The organism is Flavobacterium sp. K5-23, from assembly GCF_023278045.1.
GTDB lineage: Bacteria > Bacteroidota > Bacteroidia > Flavobacteriales > Flavobacteriaceae > Flavobacterium.
The window spans coordinates 2657818-2684422 of the sequence record NZ_CP056783.1; the positions used below are offsets into that span (position 1 = coordinate 2657818).

Below are 26605 nucleotides of genomic sequence, written 5' to 3' on the forward strand. Positions count from 1 at the left end.
AATAAAAACGATATGACTTTAAATACAACTCTATTGCTTGTTCTTTCATTGTTAATAGCTGGTGGTTTATCGTTTTTTCAATATTATTACAAAGCCAAAAACAATTCAAAGCTGAATTTGTTTTTGGCTTTTTTGCGTTTTCTGTCTATTTTCGGGTTATTGGTTTTGCTGATTAATCCTATGATGACTAGAAATACGCTAGAAATCGTTAAGACTCCACTAGCAATTGTTGTAGATAATTCCATTTCAATAGATTTTTTGAAGGGGAAGGAAACGGCTACGGAGTTGTATCGAATAGTTTCCGAGAATTCAGAATTAAAAGATAAATTTGAGATTCAATCGTATCAATTTGATAGTGAATTTCAGCAATCAGAACAATTTGATTTTAAGGGCAAACAAACTAATCTAGATAACATATCTAAAAACCTGAAAAGCATTAATAAAAATATTGATTTCCCAACAGTGATTATTACTGACGGAAATCAAACTACGGGTAATGATTATGTTTTCAGTTTTGATTCGGCTAAAAAAGTGTACCCTTTAGTTGTGGGAGATACAACTGCTTTCCTAGATTTGAAAATAAATCAATTGAATGTAAACAAATACGCTTTTTACAAAAACAAATTTCCTGTAGAAGTCTTTTTACAATATTCAGGAAACAAAAGCGTAACGGCAAGTTTTAGTATCTCGCAAGGGAATTCTGTTTTGAGTAAGCAAAGTGTCTCTTTTTCTCCTTCTAAAAAAACGGCAGTTTTAAATGTACTTTTACCGGCCGATAAAGTTGGTACTCAGTTTTTTAAAGCGACTATTTTATCTCCTGAAAAAGAAAAAAACAATTACAATAACAGTAAACAATTTGCTGTGGAAGTACTGGATCAAAAAACAAATGTTGCAATTGTTTCGGCTATAAACCATCCTGATATTGGTGCTTTGAAACGTTCGATTGAATCTAATGCACAACGCAAAGTAACCATTGTTAAACCTAACGATATCAAATCTTTATCGGATTACAATGTATTGATTTATTACCAACCAACAGCAGCTTTTCAAACTGTTTTTGAAAATAATAAATCAGCAGGAATAAACACTTTTATTATCACTGGAACTAAAACTGATTTTAACTTTTTGAATCAGCAACAAGGAAATTTAGTTTTTAAAATAAGCGGCCAAAAGGAAGATTATCTGGCTCAATTCAACTCGCAATTCAATCTTTTTGCTATTGACAATATTGGCTTTGAGAATTTCCCGCCTTTGGAAAATGGTTATGGTACGGTTAGTACCACAGGTAATGTTTCGGTTTTACTTTCTTCGAAAATAAGAAATATAGATACCAATTCCCCTTTATTGGCTTTCGCCGAAAATCAGGGCAGACGTTCGGCTTTTCTTTTGGGTGAAAATAGCTGGAAGTGGAGAATGAAAACTAATGTTGACAAACAGTCATATGACGAATATGATGTTTTCATTGATAAGACGATACAGTTTTTGGCTTCTAATAATTCCAAAAAATCCTTAGTGGTCAATCACGAAAGTTTTTATAATTCAGGAGAGGCAATTGAAATTACGGCTCAATATTTCAACAAGAATTATGAGTTTGATGAGAAAGCACGTTTGACTATTTCTATTACCAATATCAAAACGAAGCAAACTAAAAACTACGATTTGTTGAAAGAAAATAATTCGTATAAAGTCAGTCTTGACGGATTCCCTGCGGGTTCATATCAGTTTACTGTAAAAGAACTGAATTCTAAAACAAGTTATTCCAGTCATCTCGACATATTGGATTTTGAAATCGAAAAACAATTTGTAAATCCCGATTTGACAAAGTTAAACCAGCTGGCATCCCAAACAGAAGGAAAAGTATTTATGCCAAATCAGGTATCTGATTTAATCAAAGTACTTTTAGAAGATGAAAGTTACAAAGCCGTTCAAAAAAACAATGTTACCAAAACCCCTTTTATTGACTGGATATGGTTGTTAGTGTTGATTGCTTTTACTCTTGCTGTAGAATGGTTTGTAAGGAAATACAATGGTATGTTGTAGCACTAAAAACTTAATAACAAATAAATAAATACCCTGTGTTTTTTGTAATACTAATGTATTTAAAAAATATATTTGCACTTCAAATAAATATAAATTATGAAAAATAATAAATTGAAACGTACTGTAATATTGTTTTCTGCAATTGCAATAGGTTTTTTAACCCTTTCTTGGGGAATTGTTGGCCATGAAAGAATCAATAGAGCGGCGGTAATGGCTTTGCCAGCACCCTTACAAGTTTTCTTTTACAATCATATTGATTTTATAACTCAGGAATCTACAGTTCCCGATTTAAGGAAATTTGTTTTACAAGATAAGGCTGAAGGGCCAAGACATTATTTTGATATGGAAAATTTTGGTGCTGTAGACAGTTTTCCTAAGACTATGACTGAAGCCAAAAAGAAATATGATGATAAATTTTTATCGAAAAACGGGATACTACCATGGTATATCCAGGATATGATGGTTAAGCTTACACAAGCTTTTAAAGACAAAAGAAAATCGGAGATTTTATTTCTTGCGGGTGATTTAGGTCATTATATTGCGGATGCACACATGCCTTTACATACTTCAGACAATCATGATGGACAAAATACGGATCAAAAAGGGATTCATTCTTTGTGGGAAAGTAGATTACCTGATTTATTTGTTAAACAGTACAAGTTAAATGCTCCACAAGCTCAGTATTATGCAGATGTTGATAAAGCAACTTGGGATATGATTAAAGATACTCATAGTTTAGTTGAACCTTTACTAGCTGCTGATAAGGGGTTAAGAACTTCTTTACCTAAAAACCAAGTATTTGTTACTGATGAAAATGGAACAATATTAAAAAACAAATTCAATGGTGTAAGATATACGGATGAATATGCAGGTAAATTTCACAAGGCCTTAGACGGAATGGTAGAAAGCCAAATGAGAAAAGCAATTACAGTAACAGCAAGTTTTTGGTATACTGCGTGGGTAAATGCAGGAAAGCCTGATTTGAGTAATTTAGATTCTCAAGAATTAACTAAACGCAACAGTAGATTTTTGAAAAAGGATTTGAAAACTTTCAATAAAGGAAAACTATTCGGTATTGAAAGCGATAAAGACGCAGATTAATTTTATCAAATAAAAAAATATTTAAAGCCTATGATGTTTATTCATAGGCTTTTTTAGTTCTAGGTTGTTGTATATTCTAAATGCTATTCGGCATATTTTTAAAACATATAAGTAATTTAAGTAGTTCTAATTTTAAAGAAAAAAACAACTTAAATGAATTTCTATATCTTATATGGTTCAAAAGAAAAGATCAAGATTATTCTATTCTATGCTTTTAATATAACCGTTTTTCTTAAATTTAAAATGAAACAGATCTTTACTACCTGTTACTAAGTTTTGCTTTTTCCTTAATAATATCACCTATTTTCCTGTTCTCAATTTTACTTTCAAGCCAAGAAATAATATCCAAATAAAGAAAAGCTCTTTTCTCATAAGTGTTTTTTTCTAACTCGATAAATCGTTCCCTCATTTTTATGAACTCTTTTTTAAGGTCTCCGGGATAAATAGAATTCAGGTTTTTCATGAAACGAATAATTTCCTTTTGCACTTCATGCAAATCATTCATTTTGATTAGAAATTTATAGGTGGTTTTTAGTTGGTTTTCCAAGTAATAATCTTTACCCATTTCATAATGAACAATCAGGCAGAGTATGCGCGAAAAACACATCAAATCCTCCCGCATAGAAAGATTTTTATTGTTTATGATTTTCTCTAAATAAAATATCGATTCAGCATATTTATCGTTACCAAAATAGATACAAGCAATTTTATAATAAAACATCATTTCGTGATGCTCATCAAGATGTTCAGAGTGTAATTTTATTTTGGTCAGTATTTCAGGAATCAGGTATTCGCTTTCAGCAAAAGTACCATCCAGAATATGATAATTCAATTTGTTGTTATACAAATATAAAAAGGATAATGAGGCTACATTATCATTTACAGGAAAGCGAGGATCGTTTAAAGTGCCTTCGAATAGCTCCAAATATTTTTTGAAATTGGATTTGTATCTAAGCATAAATAGAGACTCCAGCAAATAATGATTCCCTTTTATGAAAAAGACAGGATTAAGAAAAATCATATTTGGGTTGTCATAAAAAAGAGTCACCCATTTAAGCGAATATTTATAACAGGAAAGAAAATCCTGAACTAGAAAACTTCGCCAAAGGTTTGCATTGTAATACCAGTATTTCTCACGAAAGCCAAACTTTTTTTGGTCAAGCTTAGCAATGTGCTTATTGAAATAATTATCTATGTATTGATATTCCTCATCACTCTTTACGTATCCAGTTTTTAGCATAATACCATACAATTGTAATGATAAATTAGACAGTTTACTAGAAATTGTATTTTGGTAATTTAATTCTTTGGCCTGAATAACTAATTCATCAGCACGCCCTTGAATACTACGGGTAATATATTGTGATTCGATGAGTTTTTCGAATTCTACAATTTCATAAGCTATGTTTTTTTCGTCATTTTCCAATGCTTGGATTTTTGTTTTATCCAAGATCTTCAGACTTTGTTTGTAAAGCCCTTTATTATAAAGAATGGCGGCAAAATCAATTTGTTCCCTTAACTGGTATCGTATGTTCTGGCTAGGGATATTCAATCGAATACTCACCAATATTTGTTTGTATAAGTATGATTTAAGGTTCGATAACTGTACTTTTTTGATAATCCCACTTTTCAAAATAATCTTTTCATCATAGACTTCTGATTTGTCTAAAATGTTGAATAACTCGATAAATTTTGTATTCGAACTTGTCTCTAATCTACTTGCAAAAATCTTAAATTGTCTCTTCTCAGACTTTGAAAGTGATTTTATCAATACAAATAAGAAATCTTTTTGAGGGTTAGCCATTGTAAAATAATATATCGTAACAGGTTGTATTTATTGGAGTTATCCTGAATTTAATTGGTTTATAAACAGTATAAAGCCAATAAAATGGATTTTATATTAAAGTAAAGCATTCTATTTTTGTTTCAAGATGTGAAATTACATTAAAAAAATTAATTCGGTATGTTTTTAATTTAACAAAAACAGCCTTATAAGTGATTCCATCAGAGATAAAAATAAAGAAAAGATAAACATGACGATGAATAGAGAAAAAATCCAAATTTTTGATACCACTTTGCGAGATGGAGAACAGGTCCCTGGTTGTAAATTAGACACCAAACAAAAACTTGTTATAGCAAATCGCCTGGACGAAATGGGTGTTGATATTATAGAAGCCGGTTTTCCTGTTTCTAGCCCTGGAGATTTTTTGTCTGTTTCTGAAATAAGTAAAATTGTAAAAAACGCTACTGTTTGCGGACTTACCAGAGCCGTTAAAAATGATATAGATGTTGCAGCAGCAGCATTAAAATACGCGAAAAAACCTAGAATTCATACTGGAATTGGAACTTCAGACTCTCACATAAAATTCAAACTTAACACTACGAGAGAAGATGTCATTGCAAGAGCAAAATACGCAGTTTCGCATGCTAAAACTTATGTTGAAGACGTAGAATTTTATGCTGAAGATGCAGGTAGAACTGATAATGATTTCTTGGCTAAGGTTTGTGAAGAAGCAATAAAATCAGGTGCAACGGTACTTAATATACCTGATACAACAGGGTATTGTCTTCCTGAGGAATACGGTTTGAAAATAAAATATCTAAGAGAAAACGTTAAAGGGATAGAAAACGTAATACTTTCCTGCCATTGTCATAATGATTTAGGAATGGCTACCGCCAATTCGATTTCCGGTGCTATAAACGGAGCAAGACAGATAGAATGTACCATAAATGGAATAGGGGAAAGAGCGGGAAATACGGCACTTGAAGAAGTGGTTATGATTTTAAAACAACATCCATATTTGAATTTATATACTGATATCAATACGAAGCAATTAAACGAAATGAGTCGTTTGGTTTCTGAAAGTATGGGTATGGTTGTACAACCAAATAAAGCTATTGTGGGTGCTAATGCTTTTGCTCACAGTTCAGGAATTCATCAGGATGGTGTCATTAAAAACAGATCTACTTATGAAATTATGGATCCTTTAGAAGTCGGTGTCAATGAATCTTCTATTGTTTTAACCGCCAGAAGTGGAAGAGCAGCATTGGCTTATAGAGCAAAAAAAGTGGGTTACGAACTAACAAAAGTGCAACTAGACATTGTATATATAGAGTTTTTGAAATTTGCAGATATTAAAAAAGAAGTTCTAGATGTCGATATTCATCAAATTATTGAAGCGTCAAATATAAATAGTGAATTAAAAGCTAGTTAATAATTTACTCCCTAATTTTAACTTTATTAATTAGTGTAGAATTAGTGATATTTATGTTAATTTACAAAGATTACATTATGCAAATTAGTATTTTTACATATTAAATCTTGCGTAATGTTTAATATGATAATAAAAGCGTAATATAAAATTACGTAAATAGAAACATTAAATTATATAAATTCCTTTTCGGAATTGTAAAAAACGGTATTAAAAAAATATAAAATAAAAACCATGAATTTAAAAATAGCAGTACTGGCAGGTGACGGTATAGGTCCAGAGGTAATCTTACAAGCAAAGAAAGCTTTGAATGCCATTGGTGAAGTGTTTGACCATGAATTTGTGTATGAAGACGCCCTTATGGGAGCTATTGCAATTGAAAAAACTGGAAATCCATTACCGGAACAAACACTTAATTTGTGCCTTAATACAGATGCTGTTCTGTTTGGTGCAATTGGAGATCCAAAATACGATAACGATCCTGAAGCAAAAGTACGCCCAGAACAAGGATTATTGAGATTAAGGAAAGAATTAGGGCTTTTTGCAAATATTAGACCTATTAAACCATATAAAGGATTACTAGATTCTTCTCCATTAAAAAAAGAAATCATTGAAGGTGCTGATTTTACAATTTTCAGAGAACTTACTGGCGGAATTTATTTTGGAGAGAAAAAAACAAATGAGGCTGGAACAGTTGTTTCAGATTTATGTGAATATTCTGAAGAAGAAATTTCCAGGATTACTCATATGGCTTTCAAAACGGCTCAAAACAGACGTAAAAAAGTGACTCTAGTAGATAAAGCAAATGTTCTTGAAACATCCCGTTTATGGAGAAGAGTGGTAAAAACCATTAGTCAATCGTACCCAGATGTTGAATTAGATTTCTTATTTGTTGATAATGCTGCAATGCAAATTATTTTAAATCCAAGACAGTTTGATGTGATTTTAACAGAGAACTTATTTGGAGATATTTTATCTGATGAATCTAGTGTAATCACGGGCTCAATTGGATTATTGGCTTCCGCTTCATTGGGAACTACAAATGCACTTTTCGAACCTATTCACGGTTCGTATCCGCAAGCTACAGGGAAAAATATTGCAAATCCAATAGCTTCCATATTGTCTGCTGCAATGCTTTTGGAACATTTTAATCTTCACAAAGAAGCTAAAAAGGTGTATGAAGCAGTTGAAAAAGCAATAGAATATAATGTAGTTACCATCGACCTGAAGTCCGATTCAAAATATGGTACCAGTGACGTAGGAGATTTTATTTCGAATTATATTTTAGACAAAGATGATTTAATGTATTTCAATAATGCAAATGTCCATATCGGACAGTCGACTATTGTATAAAAGCAATAATCAACAGAATATTTAATAATTGAAAGCATATTAATTTTATTCTTGTTTCTTGTGAGTTTCATTTGTTTTTATACATTTGTTAAATATCAAAAAAAGAAAATGAAATTATTCGTAATTATTCCTTCAATTATTATTGTCATTGTGATTATCACAAGTGCAAGGGGAATGGTATAGATATAATTGAAACATATATTTAGAAACCTCCCAATTATCTGGGGGGTTTTTTTATACAATAAACTTAAAAATACATAAACAATATTAAACTGATGGAATTAAATAAATACAGCAAGACTATAACTCAAGACGAAACTCAACCAGCAGCACAAGCGATGCTATACGGAATAGGTTTAACCGAAGAAGATTTAAAGAAAGCGCAAGTGGGAATTGTAAGTATGGGTTATGAGGGAAATACTTGTAACATGCATTTAAATGACTTAGCTAAAGATATCAAAACGGGAGTCTGGAAAGAAGACTTAGTTGGTTTAATTTTTAATACAATTGGTGTAAGTGACGGAATGTCTAACGGTACTGACGGTATGCGTTTTTCATTAGTCTCTAGAGATGTAATTGCTGATTCAATTGAAACTGTAATGGGAGCACAATGGTATGATGCATTAATTGCTGTTCCGGGTTGTGATAAAAATATGCCGGGATCCATTATTGCTATGGGAAGAGTCAATCGCCCATCGATTATGGTTTACGGAGGAAGTATTCATTCTGGTAAATGGAAAGGGGAATCTTTAAATATTGTATCCGCGTTTGAGGCATTAGGTAAAAAGTTCAGTAACACTATTGAACCTGAAGATTTTAAAGGAGTTATCCAGAATGCTTGTCCAGGAGCAGGTGCTTGTGGAGGAATGTATACAGCAAATACAATGTCTTCGGCTATTGAAGCTTTGGGTATGAGTTTACCTTATAGTTCTTCAAACCCAGCTTTAAGCGAGGAGAAGAAAAAAGAATGTCTGGACGCTGGAAAAGCGATTAAGATATTATTAGAAAAAGATATCAAGCCTAAAGACATTATGACGCGTAAAGCATTTGAAAATGCTATTACTATGGTTGCTGTGTTGGGAGGTTCCACAAATGCTGTTATGCATCTTATCGCAATGGCACATTCTGTTGATATCGAAATTACATTAAAAGATTTTCAAGTCATCAGTGATAAAACACCATTACTTGCTAATTTAAAACCAAGTGGAAAATACTTAATGGAAGATCTTCATGAAGCTGGAGGAGTTCCTGCGGTAATGAAATATTTATTAAAAGAAGGATTGTTATATGGCGAATGTTTAACGGTTACCGGGAAAACCTTAGCTGAAAATTTAGCTGCTGTTCCAGATTTAAACGATGGTCAAGATGTAATTCACGAAATTCAAAAAGCGTTAAAAGCAACCGGAAATATTCAAATTTTATACGGAAACCTTGCAGAAGAAGGTTGTGTAGCGAAAATTAGCGGAAATGAAGGGGAATTTTTCGAAGGAGACGCTATTGTTTATGAAAATGAACATGATGTAATAACTGGAGTTCGTAGTGGTGAAGTAAAACCTGGTAATGTGGTCGTCATTAGGTATTGTGGACCTAAAGGTGGGCCAGGAATGCCTGAAATGCTTAAACCTACATCAGCCATTATGGGTGCTGGTCTTGGAAAAAGTGTCGCTTTAATTACAGACGGTAGATTCTCTGGTGGTTCACATGGATTTGTAGTAGGACACGTTACTCCGGAAGCTTTTGATGGTGGTGGAATCGCTTTAGTCAAAAATGGTGATATTATCACGATTGACGCTATTAAGAACACGATTAATCTGAAAATTTCTGAAGCTGAATTTGCTGAAAGAAAAGCGAATTGGGTGCAACCTGTATCAAATATTAAAAAAGGAGTTTTACTAAAATACATACGATCAGTTTCTAGTGCGTCCACAGGATGTGTAACTGATAAATAAAGCAAAAAGCCAAAGACTTTTAGCGAATAAAATGACACCAATGAAAACAAATAAAATATCTGGCGCAGAAGCCGTTATCAGATGCTTATTAGAAGAAGGAGTAGACTTGGTTTATGGCTACCCAGGTGGTGCTATTATGCCTGTTTATGACGAATTATATAAATTTAAAGATCAATTGCATCATGTATTAGTACGTCATGAACAAGGGGCGACGCACGCTGCTCAAGGTTTTGCAAGAGCTACTGGAAAAGTGGGTGTGGCAATTGCAACATCTGGACCGGGAGCAACAAACTTGGTGACAGGAATAGCCGATGCTCAAATTGATTCCACTCCAATGGTTTGTATTACCGGTCAGGTGGGAAAACATTTATTGGGTTCGGATGCTTTTCAGGAAACGGATATTATCGGAATTTCAACTCCTGTAACCAAATGGAATTACCAAATTACAGAAGCTTCAGAGATCCCTGAAATTATGGCTAAAGCTTTTTATATTGCTAAATCGGGTCGTCCAGGTCCTGTATTGATTGATATTACAAAAAATGCTCAATTTGACGAATTCGAATTTAGCTATAAGAAATGTACGGGAATCAGAAGTTACATTCCTAAACCAACATTAAATATAGAAAAAGTAAAGGAAGCTGCTGAATTGATTAACAAAGCCAAAAAACCTTTTATTGTATTTGGACAAGGAGTAATACTAGGTCAAGCTGAAGCCGAATTGAAAGCATTGATAGAGAAGGCTGGGATTCCAGCTGCTTGGACTATATTAGGATTATCAGCATTACCTACGGAACATCCTTTAAATGTAGGAATGCTAGGAATGCACGGTAATTATGCGCCAAATGTTCTCACAAATGAATGCGATGTGTTAATTGCTATAGGAATGCGTTTTGATGACCGTGTGACTGGAAATTTAGCTACTTATGCTAAACAAGCCAAAGTAATTCACTTTGAAATCGACCCAGCTGAAGTGGATAAAAATGTTAAAACGACAGTTGCTGTTTTGGCTGATGTTAAAGATTCTTTAAGTGCGCTATTACCATTTATCGAAAATAATTCACATGAATTATGGCATAATAAATTCAAAGAATTATACGATATAGAATTAGACACCGTAATTAATGAGGAGTTAAATCCAAAGAAAGAAGGCATTTCTATGGGTGAGACCATCGAAATGATTAATAAACACTCTAAAGGAGATGCGATTATAGTGCCTGATGTAGGTCAACACCAAATGTTTGCCTGTAGGTATGCCAAATTCAATCATTCAAAAAGCATGATTAATTCAGGTGGTTTAGGAACAATGGGATTTGCATTACCAGCTGCTATTGGTGCCAAAATGGGAATGCCAGAACGAGAAGTTGTAGCAATTATAGGTGATGGTGGTTTTCAAATGACCATACAGGAATTAGGAACAATTTATCAAACTAAAGTCCCTGTAAAAATTGTAGTGCTGAATAATGAATTTTTAGGAATGGTGCGCCAATGGCAGCAGTTGTTTTTTGACAAGCGTTATGCTTCTACTGAAATGATTAATCCAAACTTTACAGCTATTGCTGAAGGCTATTATATTAAAGCTAAAAAAGTAACCAAAAGAGAAGACTTAGACGCAGCTGTTGCTGAAATGATGGCTTCAAAAGACTCTTATTTCCTTGAGGTAATGGTAGAAAAAGAAAATAATGTATTCCCAATGATTCCAACAGGAGCTTCGGTTTCGGATATCAGATTAAGCTAATAGTATGGAAAATAAAACATTCACCGTTTCAGTATATTCAGAAAACAACATTGGATTGTTAAATAGAATATCTGGCATCTTCTTAAAGCGACACATTAATATATTGAGTTTAAACGTCTCTGAATCAGAGATTGAAAACGTTTCAAGGTTTATTATTGTGGTCAACACCAGCGAAAAATGGGTGCAGAACATTGTAGGGCAAATAGAAAAACAAATAGAAGTCATCAAAGCATTTTATCATGTTGATGAAGAAACTATTTTTCTTGAAAACGCATTGTTCAAAATCCAATCCAGCTTATTATTCGATGAAAAACAAATTCAAAATATCATCAAAGAAAGCAACTCAGAAATAGTTACAGTAGCTAGAGAGTTTTTTGTGATTTCAAAATCGGGACAACGTTCTGACATAGAAGAACTTTACAATAAATTAAAACCTTTCGGTATTATGCAATTTGTTCGTTCTGGAAGGATTTCTGTTTCGAAAGAGAAAATGGAAATATCAACTTTATTGGAAGAGCTACAATAAGCAAAAAAATTAAAAGAAAACAACAACAAGAAAGGCAATCTTTCGAAAATTAAAATACAATTAAAAATGGCAAATTATTTCAATACATTACCACTTAGATTACAATTAGAACAATTAGGAGTTTGTGAATTCATGGATCAATCTGAATTTTCAAATGGAATAGATGCACTTAAAGGTAAAAAAGTTGTTATCGTAGGTTGTGGTGCTCAAGGATTAAACCAAGGATTAAACATGAGAGATTCAGGTTTAGATATTTCTTATGCATTACGTGCCGAAGCAATTGCGCAAAAAAGAGCTTCATTTATGAATGCTGCAGATAATGGTTTTAAAGTGGGAACTTATGAAGAACTGATCCCTACAGCCGATTTGGTATGTAACTTAACACCAGACAAACAACATACTGCTGTTGTTACGGCTATTATGCCATTAATGAAAAACGGAGCTACATTAGCTTATTCTCATGGTTTCAATATCGTTGAGGAAGGAATGCAAATTCGTAAAGACATAACTGTAATTATGTGTGCGCCAAAATGCCCTGGTTCAGAAGTTCGTGAAGAGTATAAAAGAGGTTTTGGAGTGCCAACATTAATTGCTGTTCACCCTGAAAATGATCCTAATAATAATGGTTTTGCTCAAGCAAAAGCTTATGCTGTAGCGACTGGAGGACACAAAGCAGGAGTATTGAATTCTTCATTCGTAGCCGAAGTGAAATCGGATTTAATGGGAGAGCAAACAATTCTTTGTGGAATGCTTCAAACGGGTTCTATTTTATGTTTTGATAAAATGGTTGAAAAAGGAATCGAACCAGCTTATGCATCTAAATTGATACAATTTGGTTGGGAAACAGTAACCGAGGCTTTAAAACACGGTGGAATTACGAATATGATGGATCGCTTATCTAATCCTTCAAAAATTGAAGCTTTTAGATTAAGTGAAGAATTGAAAGAAATTATGCGTCCTTTATTTCAAAAACACATGGACGACATTATTTCAGGTGAATTTTCAAAAAACATGATGATTGACTGGGCTAATGATGATATCAATTTGTTGACTTGGAGAGCCGCAACTGCCGAAACTAATTTTGAAAAAACAGCTGCTACTGAAGCGCCTATCTCTGAACAAGAATATTTTGACAATGGAGTACTTATGATTGCTATGGTAAAAGCGGGAGTCGAACTAGCTTTTGAAACTATGACCGAATCAGGTATAATTGAAGAATCAGCATATTATGAGTCTTTACATGAATTGCCTTTGATTGCAAATACTGTAGCAAGAAAAAAATTATACGAAATGAACCGAATCATTTCGGACACTGCTGAATACGGATGTTATTTATTCGATCATGCTTGTAAGCCTTTATTGACTGAATTCATGAAAACGATTGATACAAATGTAATAGGGAAGGCTTTCTCAACATCTAATGGGGTTGAAAATGCAGCACTTATTGCTGTAAATAACAGTATTCGTCAACATCCTATAGAAGAAATTGGTACTTGGTTAAGAGAATCGATGACTGCAATGAAAAAAATTGGATAAAATGAAGTTGAAATTAGCGCACCTGAGGTGTGATGGGATTAGTTCTGTGTCTTTTACTTTTAAAAATAAGGAATTAGTTTTTTATAAAGTATAAAAATCAAGTGGATACAGCGGCTTTACATTCACTTAGCTTTAGACGAGATTAAAAGTTAAGTGAAGTAATCCCATATAATTTTACAATAATATTCTGTTTAACAGCAGAATTATAATAATAGTATTGAAAAACAACTTTGCATGCACGGTGTTATATTATGATTGGTTTGAAATATATGTTGTTTTTCTATACTAGGTTAAATGTTAAAATAAATTGTTGGTTTAAAATGGGCAGGATATAATTTATCCTGCCTTTTTTTTGAGGTTTATTAATTGAATAACTATAATAAATTACAGCATATGTAGTAAGATGTATGGATTCCCCCTTATATTTTGATTTTATACTGCAATTTATGGATTAAATAGTTTTAAGAATCAAAGGAGAATTAATACATTTATAAAAAATTACAAAAGCATGAGTTACTATAAGATTCAAAATTTAGAACAATATTTTAAACATTATAACAAGTCTGTTCGTGAGCCCAGAAAATTTTGGGGTAAAATAGCTGAAGAGAACTTTACTTGGTACCAACAATGGGACAAAGTAGTAGATTTTAATATGGCTGAAGCAGAAGTAAAATGGTTTACTGAGGCTAAAGTTAATATTGTAAAAAATTGTATCGATAGGCATCTTGCTAAAAGAGGAGAAAAAACAGCTATTATTTTTGAGCCAAATAATCCTGATGAAGCTGCTTTACATATAACTTATAATGAATTGCATCAACGTGTTAGCAAAATGGCTAATGTTTTGCGCGAACAAGGAATAAAAAAAGGGGACCGCGTTTGTATTTATTTACCAATGATTCCCGAGTTAGCTGTTTCTGTTTTAGCCTGTGCAAGAATTGGAGCAATCCATTCCGTTGTTTTTGCTGGATTCTCAGCTTCAGCAGTATCATCAAGAATTAATGATAGTGAATGCAAAATGGTTATCACATCTGATGGTGGTTATAGAGGAAGTAAAACAATAGAATTAAAAGAAATTATTGATGAAGCTATAGAAAAGTGTCCATCCGTTTCAACTGTTTTGGTTGTCAATAGAACAAATAGCACAGTAAAAATGAAAGAGGGCAGAGATAAATGGCTGCAACCTTTATTAGACGAAGCTTCAGATAACTGTGTTGCTGAAATAATGGATGCCGAAGATCCTTTGTTTATTTTATATACCTCTGGTTCTACAGGAAAACCAAAAGGTATGGTACATACCACAGCGGGATATATGGTTTACACAGCTTACACTTTTAAAAATGTATTTAATTACGAGGAAAACGATATTTTTTGGTGTACCGCTGATATTGGTTGGATTACTGGACATTCATATACTTTGTACGGGCCTTTATTAAACGGGGGTACTACAGTAATTTTTGAAGGTGTTCCTTCTTATCCTAATTTCAGTCGTTTTTGGGAAATAATCGTAAAACACAAAGTGTCACAATTTTACACAGCTCCTACGGCAATTAGAGCCTTGGCTAAAGAAAGTTTAGAATACGTTCAAAAATATCAATTAGACTCATTAAAAGTAATTGGTTCCGTGGGTGAACCTATCAATGAGGAAGCTTGGCACTGGTTTAATGACCATGTAGGAGGAAAGAGATGTCCAATAGTTGATACCTGGTGGCAAACAGAAACTGGTGGTATCATGATTTCGCCAATATCTTTTGTAACACCTACAAAACCAACATACGCTACATTACCATTACCGGGAATACAGCCCGTATTGATGGATGATAGACGCAATGAGATCGAAGGGAATCAGGTTGTGGGAAGTTTATGCATTAAATTTCCATGGCCGGGAATTGCCAGAACTATCTGGGGAGATCATCAACGTTATAAAGACACTTATTTTTCTGCTTTTCCAGGTAAATATTTCACCGGTGACGGCGCATTACGTGATGAAGTTGGTTATTACAGAATTACGGGAAGAGTTGATGATGTGATTATTGTTTCGGGTCATAACTTAGGAACAGCTCCTATTGAAGATGCAATTAATGAACATCCAGCTGTAGCTGAAAGTGCCATTGTAGGATTTCCTCACGATGTAAAAGGAAATGCATTATATGGATTTGTAATTCTAAAAGAAAGCGGTGAAAACCGTGATAGAGATAATTTGACTAAAGAAATCAATCAGCAAATCTCGGATCATATTGGACCAATTGCAAAATTAGATAAAATCCAATTTGTATCTGGCTTGCCAAAAACACGTTCGGGTAAAATTATGCGTAGAATTCTTCGAAAAATAGCGGAAGGTGATTTTTCTAACTTTGGAGATACTTCTACATTGTTAAACCCTGAAATTGTGGATGAAATTAAAAACGAAAGGAAATAAATTTATCTTTTCGAATACTATATACTTAAACCGCTTCTATATTTAGAGCGGTTTTTTTTATTTAGAAACAAATTAATTTGAACGAAATAACCTAATTTAGCCTTGTTATGAAAACAAATGAATCTGTGATAATTGTTGGTGGAGGATTAGCTGGTCTATGTAGTGCCATTCACTTGTCAAAAGCAGGTATTGCAGTGATTTTGATAGAAAAAAATGAGTATCCAAAACATAAAGTTTGCGGAGAATACATTTCAAACGAAGTTTTTCAATACTTAGAATGGCTAGGCTTAGATCTTGAATTTTTACAGCCAACTCATATTACAAAATTTGAATTCTCAACGAATAACGGCAAAACAATTAATTGCGAATTGCCACTTGGTGGATTTGGAATTAGCCGATATACATTGGATGAGTTTTTGTACAAAAAAGCTTTGGATAATGGATGTAAAATCATTCAGGATACGGTTGAAAACATTGTTTTTAAGGACAAGCAATTCTCTGTAACCACTTCTGAAAAAGGGGCTTATAATACTGAATTTGTCCTTGGCGCTTTCGGAAAACGTTCTAACATTGATGTTAAACTCGATAGAGATTTCATCAAAGTAAAATCAGCTTGGCTTGCTGTAAAAGCACATTACTCTGGTGATTTTCCTAATGATTTAGTTGGTTTACATAATTTCGTGGGCGGTTATTGCGGCGTTTCCAAGGTTGAAAACAACACAGTAAACATATGTTATTTAGCGGATTACCATACTTTTAAAAAGTATAATAATATTGAAGAATATCAAAGTAAAGTAGTTATGGAAAACCCAAAATTAAAGGCTGTTTTTGATAATCACCGTCTGATATTTGATAAACCATTAACGATAAGCCAAATATCATTCGGAAAAAAAGCACCAATTGAAAACCATATTTTAATGATTGGTGATACTGCCGGATTGATACACCCATTATGTGGAAACGGAATGGCGATGGCAATCCATAGTGCTAAAATCGCATCAGAATTGATTGTTAACTATTTTAATAATGATATTAAATCAAGAACTGAACTAGAAAGTAACTATTTGAAGGAATGGAATGTTAATTTTAAGAATAGAATACTGATTGGTAGGTTTATAGCGGGAGTATTAAAAAAACAACGTATTTCAGCATTACTGATGCGTCTGTTAGTTGTATTTCCTTTTATTTTACCAATAATTATAAAAAAAACGCACGGAAAACCAATTTCAATAAATCAATAGATGTTCCTAAACACAAAACATAGAACTGATAAACCCGAAATCATGGATGATTTTGCCCTTGAAGGCGAGATCTTAAGGGAGGCTTTGGATAAAATCGCCAAAATCAACCAACTTTTAGGAGGCAATCGGCTAACTTTACAAGGAGTGAAAGATTTGATAAGCCAGATTGATTCCACAAGGACAATTACTATAATAGATGTGGGTTGCGGTAATGGAGATATGTTACGAACTCTGGCAGAGTACGGTTTAAAAAATCATTTGAAATTTGATTTAATTGGGATTGACGCTAATAATTACACCGTTAATCACGCTCGTAAATTATCAAAAGAATATCCAAATATCAGTTATCGTTGCGAAAATATTTTTGATAAAGCTTTCAGTGAATTAAAATATGATATTGCGCTATGTACCTTAACGTTACATCATTTCAAAGAGATTGAAATCGTTAGTTTAATGGAGCTTTTTAATTCCAATTCAACTATAGGAGTTGTGATTAATGATTTACATAGAAACGGCACAGCATATCGATTGTTTCAAGCATTGTGTTTTGTGTTCCGACTCAATCCTATGTCAAAAGAAGACGGGTTAACATCTATTTTAAGAGGATTTAAAAAAGAGGAATTAGTTCGTTTTTCAGAGCAATTAAATTTCAGCAACTATACAATTCAATGGAAGTGGGCCTTCCGTTATCAATGGATAATAACAAAAATATGAGTGTAAAAATACATACGGTTTCAAAACAGCTTCCTAAATATTCTAGAACTACTCAAGAAATAATGCCATTTCTAGATTCTTGGCTGGAAGGTCAGGAGGATCGTTTTATTCGAAAAGTAAAAAAGATTTTCGAAGGAGCAGCGGTTGATAAAAGGTATTCTATTATGGACCCAATTGAAGTATTCACCAAAACATCTTTTGAGGAACGAAATGACATTTATGCCCGTGAAGTAATTGATTTGGGCGAAAAAGTTCTTGAAAAAGCACTCCTGAAATCCAATTGGAAACCACAAGATTTAGATTTCATTATTACGGTTAGCTGTACTGGAATTATGATTCCCTCATTGGATGCCTATTTAATCAATAAATTGAAATTGCGTCAGGATATCGTGAGACTTCCTGTAACTGAAATGGGTTGTGCAGCAGGAGTTTCAGGAATTATTTATGCAAAGAATTTTTTAAAATCCAATCCAGGAAAACGCGCGGCAGTTATTGCAGTTGAAAGCCCTACGGCTACTTTTCAACTTGACGATTTCTCGATGGCTAATATTGTTAGTGCAGCCATTTTTGGTGATGGAGCAGCCTGTGTAATGCTTTCATCACATCCTGATGATAAAGGTCCGGAGATTCTAGATGAGGAAATGTATCATTTTTATGATAACGAGCATATGATGGGTTTTAAACTTACTAATTCTGGTTTACAGATGATTTTAGACATTGAAGTACCTGAAACCATCGCGTCCCATTTCCCCAATATTATTCATCCTTTTTTAGAAAAAAACAATTTGGATATCAAAGATATGGACCATTTGATTTTTCATCCCGGAGGAAAAAAAATTGTTCAAACCGTGGAGGACTTATTCTTAGATTTGGGAAAAAACATAGATGAAACAAAAGAAGTGTTGCGTTTATATGGTAATATGTCAAGCGCAACTGTTTTATATGTTCTGGAGCGTATTATGGACAACCAACCTGAAAAAGGAGAAAAAGGATTAATGTTGAGTTTTGGCCCAGGATTTTCGGCACAAAAAGTATTATTGCAGTTTTAAAAGTTCAATTCAACCTATGAAATACCAGGAAATCATATCAAAGTTGCCTTATTCCAAACCCTTTTTGTTTGTCGATGAGATTATTGATATAAACGAAAATGGGGTAGAGGGTAGTTATACATTCGACGAAAACCTTGATTTTTATAAAGGACATTTTAAGGAAAACCCCATTACTCCAGGCGTAATATTAACTGAAGTTATGGCGCAAATAGGATTAGTATGTTTGGGGATATTTTTATTAGACGAAACATTTAATGATAAAACTGCAATTGCCTTAACGTCAACTGATATTGAATTTACCAAAGCAGTATATCCAAAAGAAAAAGTAACCGTGATTTCTCAGAAAGTATATTTTCGTTTTGGTAAACTAAAATGCAAGGTGACTATGAAAAATGAGAATGGTGATGAAGTTTGTAGCGGTACAATTGCGGGAATGATTGTTTAATAAAAAGATTGAAATCAAGCTTTGACACATAAAAAAATAGTGGTTTTTAATTTATGTAAATTGAAATTTGTATGAAAAAACGAGTAGTCATAACTGGTCTTGGTGTTGTTGCTCCAAACGGAGTAGGCTTAGAGATGTTTACAAATGCAATTCGGAAAGGTGTTTCAGGAATTAAACACGATCCGGAACTGGAACGTTTGCAATTCTCTTGTCAGATTTCAGGAAAACCAGAAGTTTCTAATGAATTGGCTTTAAAATATTTCAGTGAATTAGAACTGAGAAATTTCAATTCTACGGGGATTTTATACGGTGTTATAGCTGGAATAGATGCTTGGAAAGATGCAGGATTAGCAATAAACACTAATGAAGATCCGGATTGGGATAGCGGAACTATTTTTGGAACTGGAACCTCAGGAATTGATAAATTTCGCGAAAGCATTTATAAAATTGATGATTTTCAAACAAGGAGATTAGGAAGCACGGCAGTTGCACAAACGATGAACAGTGGCGTTAGCGCTTATTTAGGAGGGAAAATTGGTTTAGGAAATCAGGTAACCACTAATTCTTCTGCTTGCACCACAGGAACTGAAAGCATCTTAATGGCTTACGAAAGGATCAGATCAGGACAAGCAAAACGCATTTTGGCAGGGAGTACCAGTGATAGTGGCCCTTATATTTGGGGAGGTTTTGATGCGATGCGCGTTTGCACTTTTAAACACAATGACACTCCTGAACAAGGCTCACGACCAATGAGTGAAAGCGCATCAGGGTTTGTTCCCGGAAGCGGTGCCGGTGCTTTGGTTTTAGAAGATTTGGATCTGGCTTTAGAACGTGGTGCCCGAATTTATGCCGAGGTTTTAGGCGGGAATATTAATTCCGGAGGACAACGTGGATTAGGTACTATGACAGCGCCAAATCCCATAGCGGTACAAAAATGCATTAAGGATGCTATGGCAAATGCAGGAATTCAAGCCAATGCTATTGATGCCATAAACGGTCATTTGACAGCAACTTCAAAAGATAGCTTGGAAATGGAGAACTGGGCAGAAGCATTGGGAAGAAAGGGTGCCGATTTTCCATATATCAACTCTTTAAAATCGATGGTTGGTCATTGTTTATCAGGGGCGGGAAGTATTGAAAGTGTGGCTTCTATATTGCAATTGCATCAGGGATTTGTATTTCCGAATATCAATTGTGAAGACTTACATCCTGAAATTGTGAGTGTTATTGATAAATCACGTATTCCGAAAGAATTAATTGAAACGGATTTGAATATTATAGCCAAAGCCAGTTTTGGTTTTGGGGATGTGAACGGATGTGTGATTTTTAAAAAATATATAAAATAAAAAAATATCAAATGAATAAAGAAGAAACTACATTAAAATTAAAAAGCATCATTAAACCTTATATAAAAAATGAGGAAGCGTATGAATCACTTACAGACGACACTGATTTCATTACCGATTTGAATATAAATTCGGCTAATTTAGTTGATGTAATTCTGGATATTGAAGATGCCTTTGGAATAATAATAGACAATCAATCTATGCAAAATATGCTGGATGTGAAATCAACTTTGTTAATAATTGAAACCAAATTATCCGAAAAGTGATAGGTAACGATATCGTAGATTTGGCTTTAGCCCGAAAAGAAAGCAACTGGAAAAGGAAAGGTTTTTTAGATAAAATATTCACCATAAAAGAACAATTCCTTATTAATAGCGCTGAAAATCCAGAGATTATGGTCTGGAATCTATGGAGTAGGAAGGAAGCAGCTTATAAAATATATAACCGTCAAACGGGAATTCGGGCCTATATTCCTATTCAATTAGAATGTGTCTATGGAGATGAAAATTCAGGTTCGGTTTTATGTGATGGAAATGAGTATTACACACAAACCAAAATTTCAAATGATTGCATCTATACCGTAGCGGTAACTGATAGCTCTCATTTTAAAAAAATAGTACTGCTTGACCCAAACATACTAATAAGTAAAGACGATGGAAAACCTTTTATAACTGATAACAACGGTTTGATAAATAAGGCAGTTTCCGTAAGTCATCATGGTCGGTTTCAGGAAAGTATCATGCTAACAGAATAAACCCAGCTGATTACCCAATTTTATTTAATTCCCAATCTGGATTTTAATTTTAAAAAGAGTAAGCCAATATTATAAGCATCCTCAGTTGATGATACTCGGTCGTTTACAGGTATTTTAAAAAATCCTGATAATTCTTCAAGTGAAAATTGTTGATCGGTAATATCATGTAGTTTTCGATACATAATATCAATATCCAAGGCTTCATTTTTTAATCGGCCACAATCCATTCTTTCTAATGCAGCATTAATTATTTCTACATCAAAATCCACATGATGTCCCACTATAGTTGCATTTCCAATAAAATCAATCAGCGATATTATTGCATCCGCTTCCCCAAGTTTTTTCATATGGGTTTCTATAATGAAATCATTTGAAATCTTATTCTCATGAAGGAATTTATATTGCAGTACATACGTTTCGAAGCTGTCTCCAATAACAATACAATCATCAACAACTGCAAAAGCCCCAATTCCTAAAATGACATCTTTTTCGACACTCAAACCCGAAGTTTCTGTTGACAATACAACATAGCGCTTTGATTTTGCCTCAAATTTAGAAAGATATATTTTCCAGAATTCAGGATATTCTTTATTTATATTTTTAAGCCAGTCTAACATGGTTATGAAAATTGAGTAAGTTTAAATTTACTTTTAATTAATTCTTCTAATTCTTTCATTGGAGCCAAAGAATTTTTCAACTTTTCTTTGTCGATTTTAGACAACTCCTCTAAATTGATGTATTGTCCACTATTTTCGTTCTTAATACCTTCTAATGTCCTGAATTTTGACAATGTTAGAAAAGCTTCAGCACAATCCAAATAAATCTCGGCATTTTTAGAATCTGTCATTGCTAATTGTTTGAATCGAACATAGGTATTGTTAATTCCTTTTAAATTAAAGCTTAAATCAAATAATCGTGCTCCATCAATCAAAGGCATTAAAGCTAGAGTTTTGATGTCAAATTTATCTTTGTTTGGACCTTCTTCTTCGACATTGAATTTTTTGAAAAAACTCAAAGGGGAATTTTTCCTCAATGCATCATTGCCTAAATAATCAAAGAATAAGGTATTGTTTACAGCATTTTTATACACTTCATTAATTAATGTTTCAAAAATCTTCGACTCACCGTAAACAATATCGAAATCAAAGAAAATACTACTTAAATTATTGCTGTTTTCACCCGGATTGTTAATCCAGCTATTGTATTGCTTTAACCAATCAGTTTGTGACTTACACCAAAGAATATTGCTCCCAACATATCCATTTTCAGACAATTTATAGCCTACTTTTTCCAGGATACTAGTTGTTCTTTTGGCTAAATTCAAGAAATAGTCTTTCACTTCACGGTATTTTTCCGGAGTTACATCTTCAAAAACTAGGATACTATTTTGATCCGTCAATAATAATTGTTCTTTTCTAGCCTGACTGCCAATACAAAGCCAAGCAAAACGAGCAGGAGGGGAGCCTATTTCCAAAATAGATAATTCAACGGCACGTTTTAAAATAGCAAAATTGATTTCGCTAACAATATTATTAATATGGGTAAGCGGTATATTTTTCTGTATCGATTTTTGGATAAGATCCGCTAAGTTCTTTCTTATTTGGATTAGGTCTTTAGGTGCTTGAGCTCGTTTAACTTCTTTAATTAAAACTCCAGGATTATTGGCTTGAGCCACTATTAAATCGTGTTCGGATATAACTCCTTTTACGATAGATTTATTGGTTCCGTCCTCAGTAACACACAGGTGAGTGACATTATTTCTTAACATCAATAGTTGCGCTTCCGCCAGGGAAACATTCTCGACTACTGTTACCACCGGAGAAGACATAATTGTATCAACTGTTGTGGTAATAGGGAAACGTCCAGTTGCTATTTTAGAACATAAATCAGTATGTGTAACAATTCCAACAGGAATATTATTTTCGCAAACAATCGCACTGTTTACAAGTGATTCGGCCATTAATTGGGCGATACTATGTACAGGATCGCTTTTTAACGCTTTTATCGGGGAGATATTATAGGATAAAGATTGAAAAAATTGAATTCCTGTCTGTTGATCCGAATAATACCCAGTCGCGGAATGATGCTTACCGTTACCATTTTCATTATCAGTAAGATTATTCGAACCTTTAGCAAAATTCTCTAATAAAACATCCAGTACATCCGGATTATTAGCTACAAATGGTCTGAAAACTGCAATAGGAATAGCATAAATAATGCTTTCTTCTCGAGCTTTAGCCGTCATTTTGTAGTTGTTTTTGGCAAAAAAAGGTCTCAAACCAAAAATATCACCCTCATGACATTTACTTAATAAAGTTTCTTCGGCATCTGCAATAACAGACAAATGAATAGTCCCTGTTGCGATAATATAAAAGCTATCATGCAGTGTATCATTTATTTGGAATAATGTTTTATTTTTTTCCAAATTAAGCACACGGATATTGCTAGCGATTTCAGCTAACTCTTGAAATGTCAAATGATCAAATGGAGAGTATTTCTTTAAAAAATCAGCAATCTGCTCAGCAATAGAATTCATAGTATAGAAAGTAAATGAAATTTTGAAGTGTAAAATTAATAAATTATACACAATCAATTACAGTAAATTCAATGTAAAAACACTGAAATAATAATAATTTTATAGTTATTATTTTTTGGTTCTATATAATCAAGATTTCTATATTAATATATAAGGTAATAAGAAGTAGGGTAATGTAATTTAGTATGAATCTTTACTATTTATAGAAAGTCTTATAATAATGGAAACAGGAAGAATAATGAAGTTTTTATATATTCTATTTTACATAATATAAATTATAGTTCATTTGTATTATGAGATTAAAAAGGATTAGGAAACCGGAATCTGAATAATTTCATCAATTTTATACCGTTCTGACACTTTTAAGATCCAATTAGTTTTTACAACTACTATTAATTATTTTAGAAATGCTGTAAATGATTCAAAAATTTTCAAGAATCTTTATGGGCTTTCTTTGTTTCCTGTGCATTGATTCCACTTGTTAAGAATAGAAACATAAAAAAGGAAATCAGAACCGTTGTTAATTTTGTCATTTTTGAATTTATTTTTGCGGTGTTAGTTTAATTTCCCATAATATATCAAGTCAACAATTTCTCCCGAAGTAGTTTTATAGTCCCTTCTTATGGTGCCTTCAATTTCAAAACCACATTTTTCAGCAACATTTCTTGCAGCAAGGTTATTTTGGTGAGTTCTTAAAAACATTTTTTTGAATTCATATTCCTCAAAACAAAATTCGCAAAAAAGACGAAGCGCTTTAGTTGTAATCCCTTTATTGGCATAGTCCGCGTCAATGTATAAACCCAATTCTGATTTTGGAATGTTCCAATCAATATTTTTCAAGTCTAAGAAACCTATAACTTTATCGTTAGAATTGTCAACGATGACATATGGAAAATAAATTTTGTCTTTAGATCGTTGAATCATATCGATAATGAAGTATTGCGTGTCTTCAATCGTCTTCGTTCTTGAAACTGTTCCCGTAAAAAAGTCTTCAAGTCGCTGCCTGTTCTTCTCCACAAGTTGAAAAAAACCATCTAAATCTTGTATCGATAAAAGCCTTATCGAATAGTTGTCAAATTGCATATTTTAGTTTTTTATGAATTCTCTCTTTTTGCCTTCCTCCAAAAATAGAATTATTATTTTAACCGCTTCCTTACGGTTCAATATTTCTTTGAATATCTTAAGTTCTTCATTATTAAAACACAAAAGGAAGAAACCATTTTTTAAGTGACTTCTTCCTTCTATTAATATATTTTAGAGATTATTTTTATTTCCAACTCACAATTTCTTCACTATTTCTTCTTGATTTTCCATGTGCTGGAGCTTCTTTTCTATATCCAAAAGCAACCATATACGATAAACCATATTTATCAGTATCCACTCCAAATTTTTCTTTCAATAAAGCTTCTGCTTTTTCTTGATGAAAACCTTCGATAGGACAGCTGTCAATTCCCGTTAATGCTGCTGAAGTCATCATATTCCCTAAAGCGATATAGGTTTGTTTAGAAGCCCAATCAAATAATTTTTTATCAGTATCCAATGCAAAATCACGCTCTTGAAATTCTCTGTAAAATTTAGAATACATTTCGATAACATCTTCAGGTAATTGTTTTACCTCTTTCATCATGTGCATTATGTAATCTGAATCCCATTTTGTCATTGAGGCTTTCATACTTAATCCCAAAACAAAGTGACTGGCAGTATCTAGTTTTAAAGGCGCTCCCCAAGCTACAGGTTTTAATAATTCCCTTAATTCTTTGTCTTGTACAACAATAAAATGCCAAGGTTCGAAACCAAAAGAACTAGGCGATAAATGTGCTGTTTCTAGGATAAAATTCATATCCTCATCTGAAACCGTTTTTGTTGAATCAAATTCTTTTGTTGCGTGTCTAAATTGAAAAGCGTTTAAAATATCCTCTTTTGTGATTTTTGGTGTACTCATAATTATTTATTCTTACTATTTATTAATTCTATTTTATTTATACTATCAAAAGTATAGCGGCAAAAGTAAATATAGTTTATCTTTCTCGCAATAACGGTCAAAAACGATAGTAGATTATTTTTCACTTAAAAATATGTAATTTACTAATTGTCAATTGTTTAATACTTATGAATTAAACTATAAAAAGTATAGTTGTATAATTAACTATAGTATTGTAGCTTTGTTGAAAATTATAGTTGTTTATGGACTTAGAATATAAAAAATGCCTTATAAAATATAACGACAAACTGTTTTCGTGCACCACAAGTATTGCAATGGAATTTATTGGTGGGAAATGGAAAAGTGTGATTTTAATTTATCTTTTAGATGGAAAAAAACGCTATAATGAATTGTATAAATTAATTTCCACAATCACGGAGCGTACTTTAAGTTTGCAATTGAAGCAACTGGAAAAAGATGGTTTAATAACACGTATTGTTTACACTAAAAAACCGCCTTTAAAAGTAGAATATGCTTTAACTCCTTTAGGAGAAAGTTTAGGTCCAGTTTTGACTTCTATTGCACAATGGGGAATGGTTGTAGCCGAAGAAAAAGGCGAGATTATAGAGTAAAGTGATTCGAATAAATAAATTTAAGGACTTCCCTATCATTAAATTGCAATAATTAAATTATTATAGCAATTAGTCGAAATAAAAAAAGGCGCTGACAAT

The 26605-nt window shown here is 32.9% G+C and carries 22 protein-coding genes; 17 read left to right on the plus strand and 5 right to left on the minus strand.

Annotation, left to right across the window (positions count from 1 at the left end; genetic code table 11):
* Positions 1 to 12: 12 nt before the first annotated feature.
* Complete coding sequence (locus tag FLAK523_RS11520) at positions 13 to 2040, plus strand: hypothetical protein (RefSeq protein WP_248903525.1); 2028 nt, start codon at positions 13 to 15, stop codon at positions 2038 to 2040.
* Between the two features lie 96 nt (positions 2041 to 2136).
* A complete protein-coding gene (locus FLAK523_RS11525; protein ID WP_248903527.1) occupies positions 2137 to 3141 on the plus strand; it encodes a zinc dependent phospholipase C family protein in 1005 nt (334 codons plus the stop codon).
* Positions 3142 to 3400: 259 nt separating this feature from the next.
* On the opposite strand, the gene FLAK523_RS11530 is transcribed toward FLAK523_RS11525, so the two are convergent.
* Positions 3401 to 4945: a hypothetical protein gene (locus FLAK523_RS11530; RefSeq protein ID WP_248903529.1), complete on the minus strand. Its 1545-nt coding sequence runs from the start codon at positions 4943 to 4945 to the stop codon at positions 3401 to 3403.
* Positions 4946 to 5180: 235 nt separating this feature from the next.
* On the opposite strand from FLAK523_RS11530, the gene FLAK523_RS11535 reads away from it, so the two are divergent.
* The 14 genes from FLAK523_RS11535 (at position 5181) to FLAK523_RS11600 (ending at position 21417) form a co-directional block, all read left to right on the plus strand.
* The gene (locus FLAK523_RS11535; protein WP_248903531.1) at positions 5181 to 6356 is read left to right on the plus strand and encodes a 2-isopropylmalate synthase; all 1176 of its coding nucleotides are present in this window, start codon (positions 5181 to 5183) and stop codon (positions 6354 to 6356) included.
* 231 nt (positions 6357 to 6587) lie between these two features.
* Positions 6588 to 7706 (plus strand): 3-isopropylmalate dehydrogenase, encoded by a 1119-nt coding sequence (gene leuB, locus FLAK523_RS11540; RefSeq protein ID WP_248903533.1) that lies wholly within the window; start codon positions 6588 to 6590, stop codon positions 7704 to 7706.
* Between the two features lie 275 nt (positions 7707 to 7981).
* Complete coding sequence (gene ilvD / locus FLAK523_RS11545) at positions 7982 to 9655, plus strand: dihydroxy-acid dehydratase (RefSeq protein ID WP_248903535.1); 1674 nt, start codon at positions 7982 to 7984, stop codon at positions 9653 to 9655.
* A 40-nt stretch (positions 9656 to 9695) separates the two neighbouring features.
* Complete coding sequence (ilvB, locus tag FLAK523_RS11550) at positions 9696 to 11390, plus strand: biosynthetic-type acetolactate synthase large subunit (protein ID WP_248903537.1); 1695 nt, start codon at positions 9696 to 9698, stop codon at positions 11388 to 11390.
* A 4-nt stretch (positions 11391 to 11394) separates the two neighbouring features.
* Positions 11395 to 11916 carry an acetolactate synthase small subunit gene (gene ilvN / locus FLAK523_RS11555; protein WP_248903539.1) on the plus strand — a complete coding sequence of 174 codons (522 nt, stop codon included), beginning with the start codon at positions 11395 to 11397 and terminating at the stop codon, positions 11914 to 11916.
* Positions 11917 to 11982: 66 nt separating this feature from the next.
* The gene (gene ilvC, locus FLAK523_RS11560; RefSeq protein ID WP_248903541.1) at positions 11983 to 13452 is read left to right on the plus strand and encodes a ketol-acid reductoisomerase; all 1470 of its coding nucleotides are present in this window, start codon (positions 11983 to 11985) and stop codon (positions 13450 to 13452) included.
* A gap of 508 nt (positions 13453 to 13960) precedes the next feature.
* Positions 13961 to 15868 (plus strand): acetate--CoA ligase, encoded by a 1908-nt coding sequence (gene acs, locus FLAK523_RS11565; protein WP_248903543.1) that lies wholly within the window; start codon positions 13961 to 13963, stop codon positions 15866 to 15868.
* A 107-nt stretch (positions 15869 to 15975) separates the two neighbouring features.
* Positions 15976 to 17109, plus strand: a complete 1134-nt coding sequence (locus tag FLAK523_RS11570) for an NAD(P)/FAD-dependent oxidoreductase (RefSeq protein ID WP_248903545.1) — start codon at positions 15976 to 15978, stop codon at positions 17107 to 17109.
* On the plus strand, positions 17110 to 17823 hold the full coding sequence (locus FLAK523_RS11575) for a methyltransferase domain-containing protein (protein ID WP_248903547.1): 714 nt from the start codon (positions 17110 to 17112) through the stop codon (positions 17821 to 17823).
* On the plus strand, positions 17820 to 18872 hold the full coding sequence (locus tag FLAK523_RS11580; RefSeq protein ID WP_248903548.1) for a type III polyketide synthase: 1053 nt from the start codon (positions 17820 to 17822) through the stop codon (positions 18870 to 18872). The genes FLAK523_RS11575 and FLAK523_RS11580 overlap by 4 nt, the downstream gene beginning before the upstream one ends.
* Before the next feature lie 16 nt (positions 18873 to 18888).
* A complete protein-coding gene (locus FLAK523_RS11585; protein WP_248903549.1) occupies positions 18889 to 19317 on the plus strand; it encodes a 3-hydroxyacyl-ACP dehydratase FabZ family protein in 429 nt (142 codons plus the stop codon).
* 71 nt (positions 19318 to 19388) lie between these two features.
* Entirely contained in the window at positions 19389 to 20663 is a 1275-nt protein-coding gene (locus FLAK523_RS11590; protein WP_248903550.1) for a beta-ketoacyl synthase, read from the plus strand.
* An 11-nt stretch (positions 20664 to 20674) separates the two neighbouring features.
* Positions 20675 to 20929: an acyl carrier protein gene (locus FLAK523_RS11595; RefSeq protein WP_248903551.1), complete on the plus strand. Its 255-nt coding sequence runs from the start codon at positions 20675 to 20677 to the stop codon at positions 20927 to 20929.
* Entirely contained in the window at positions 20926 to 21417 is a 492-nt protein-coding gene (locus FLAK523_RS11600) for a 4'-phosphopantetheinyl transferase superfamily protein (protein WP_248903552.1), read from the plus strand. The genes FLAK523_RS11595 and FLAK523_RS11600 overlap by 4 nt, the downstream gene beginning before the upstream one ends.
* A gap of 20 nt (positions 21418 to 21437) precedes the next feature.
* On the opposite strand, the gene FLAK523_RS11605 is transcribed toward FLAK523_RS11600, so the two are convergent.
* From FLAK523_RS11605 to FLAK523_RS11620, 4 genes are all read right to left on the minus strand, one after another.
* Positions 21438 to 22034 (minus strand): PolC-type DNA polymerase III, encoded by a 597-nt coding sequence (locus FLAK523_RS11605; RefSeq protein ID WP_248903553.1) that lies wholly within the window; start codon positions 22032 to 22034, stop codon positions 21438 to 21440.
* 2 nt (positions 22035 to 22036) lie between these two features.
* Entirely contained in the window at positions 22037 to 23953 is a 1917-nt protein-coding gene (locus tag FLAK523_RS11610) for a DUF294 nucleotidyltransferase-like domain-containing protein (protein WP_248903554.1), read from the minus strand.
* 555 nt (positions 23954 to 24508) lie between these two features.
* A complete protein-coding gene (locus tag FLAK523_RS11615; RefSeq protein ID WP_248903555.1) occupies positions 24509 to 25036 on the minus strand; it encodes a GNAT family N-acetyltransferase in 528 nt (175 codons plus the stop codon).
* A 184-nt stretch (positions 25037 to 25220) separates the two neighbouring features.
* Complete coding sequence (locus tag FLAK523_RS11620) at positions 25221 to 25895, minus strand: NAD(P)H-dependent oxidoreductase (RefSeq protein WP_248903556.1); 675 nt, start codon at positions 25893 to 25895, stop codon at positions 25221 to 25223.
* Between the two features lie 242 nt (positions 25896 to 26137).
* Here FLAK523_RS11620 and FLAK523_RS11625 point away from each other — a divergent pair, with 242 nt between their 5' ends.
* A complete protein-coding gene (locus tag FLAK523_RS11625) occupies positions 26138 to 26506 on the plus strand; it encodes a helix-turn-helix domain-containing protein (RefSeq protein WP_248903558.1) in 369 nt (122 codons plus the stop codon).
* Positions 26507 to 26605 lie beyond the last annotated feature (99 nt).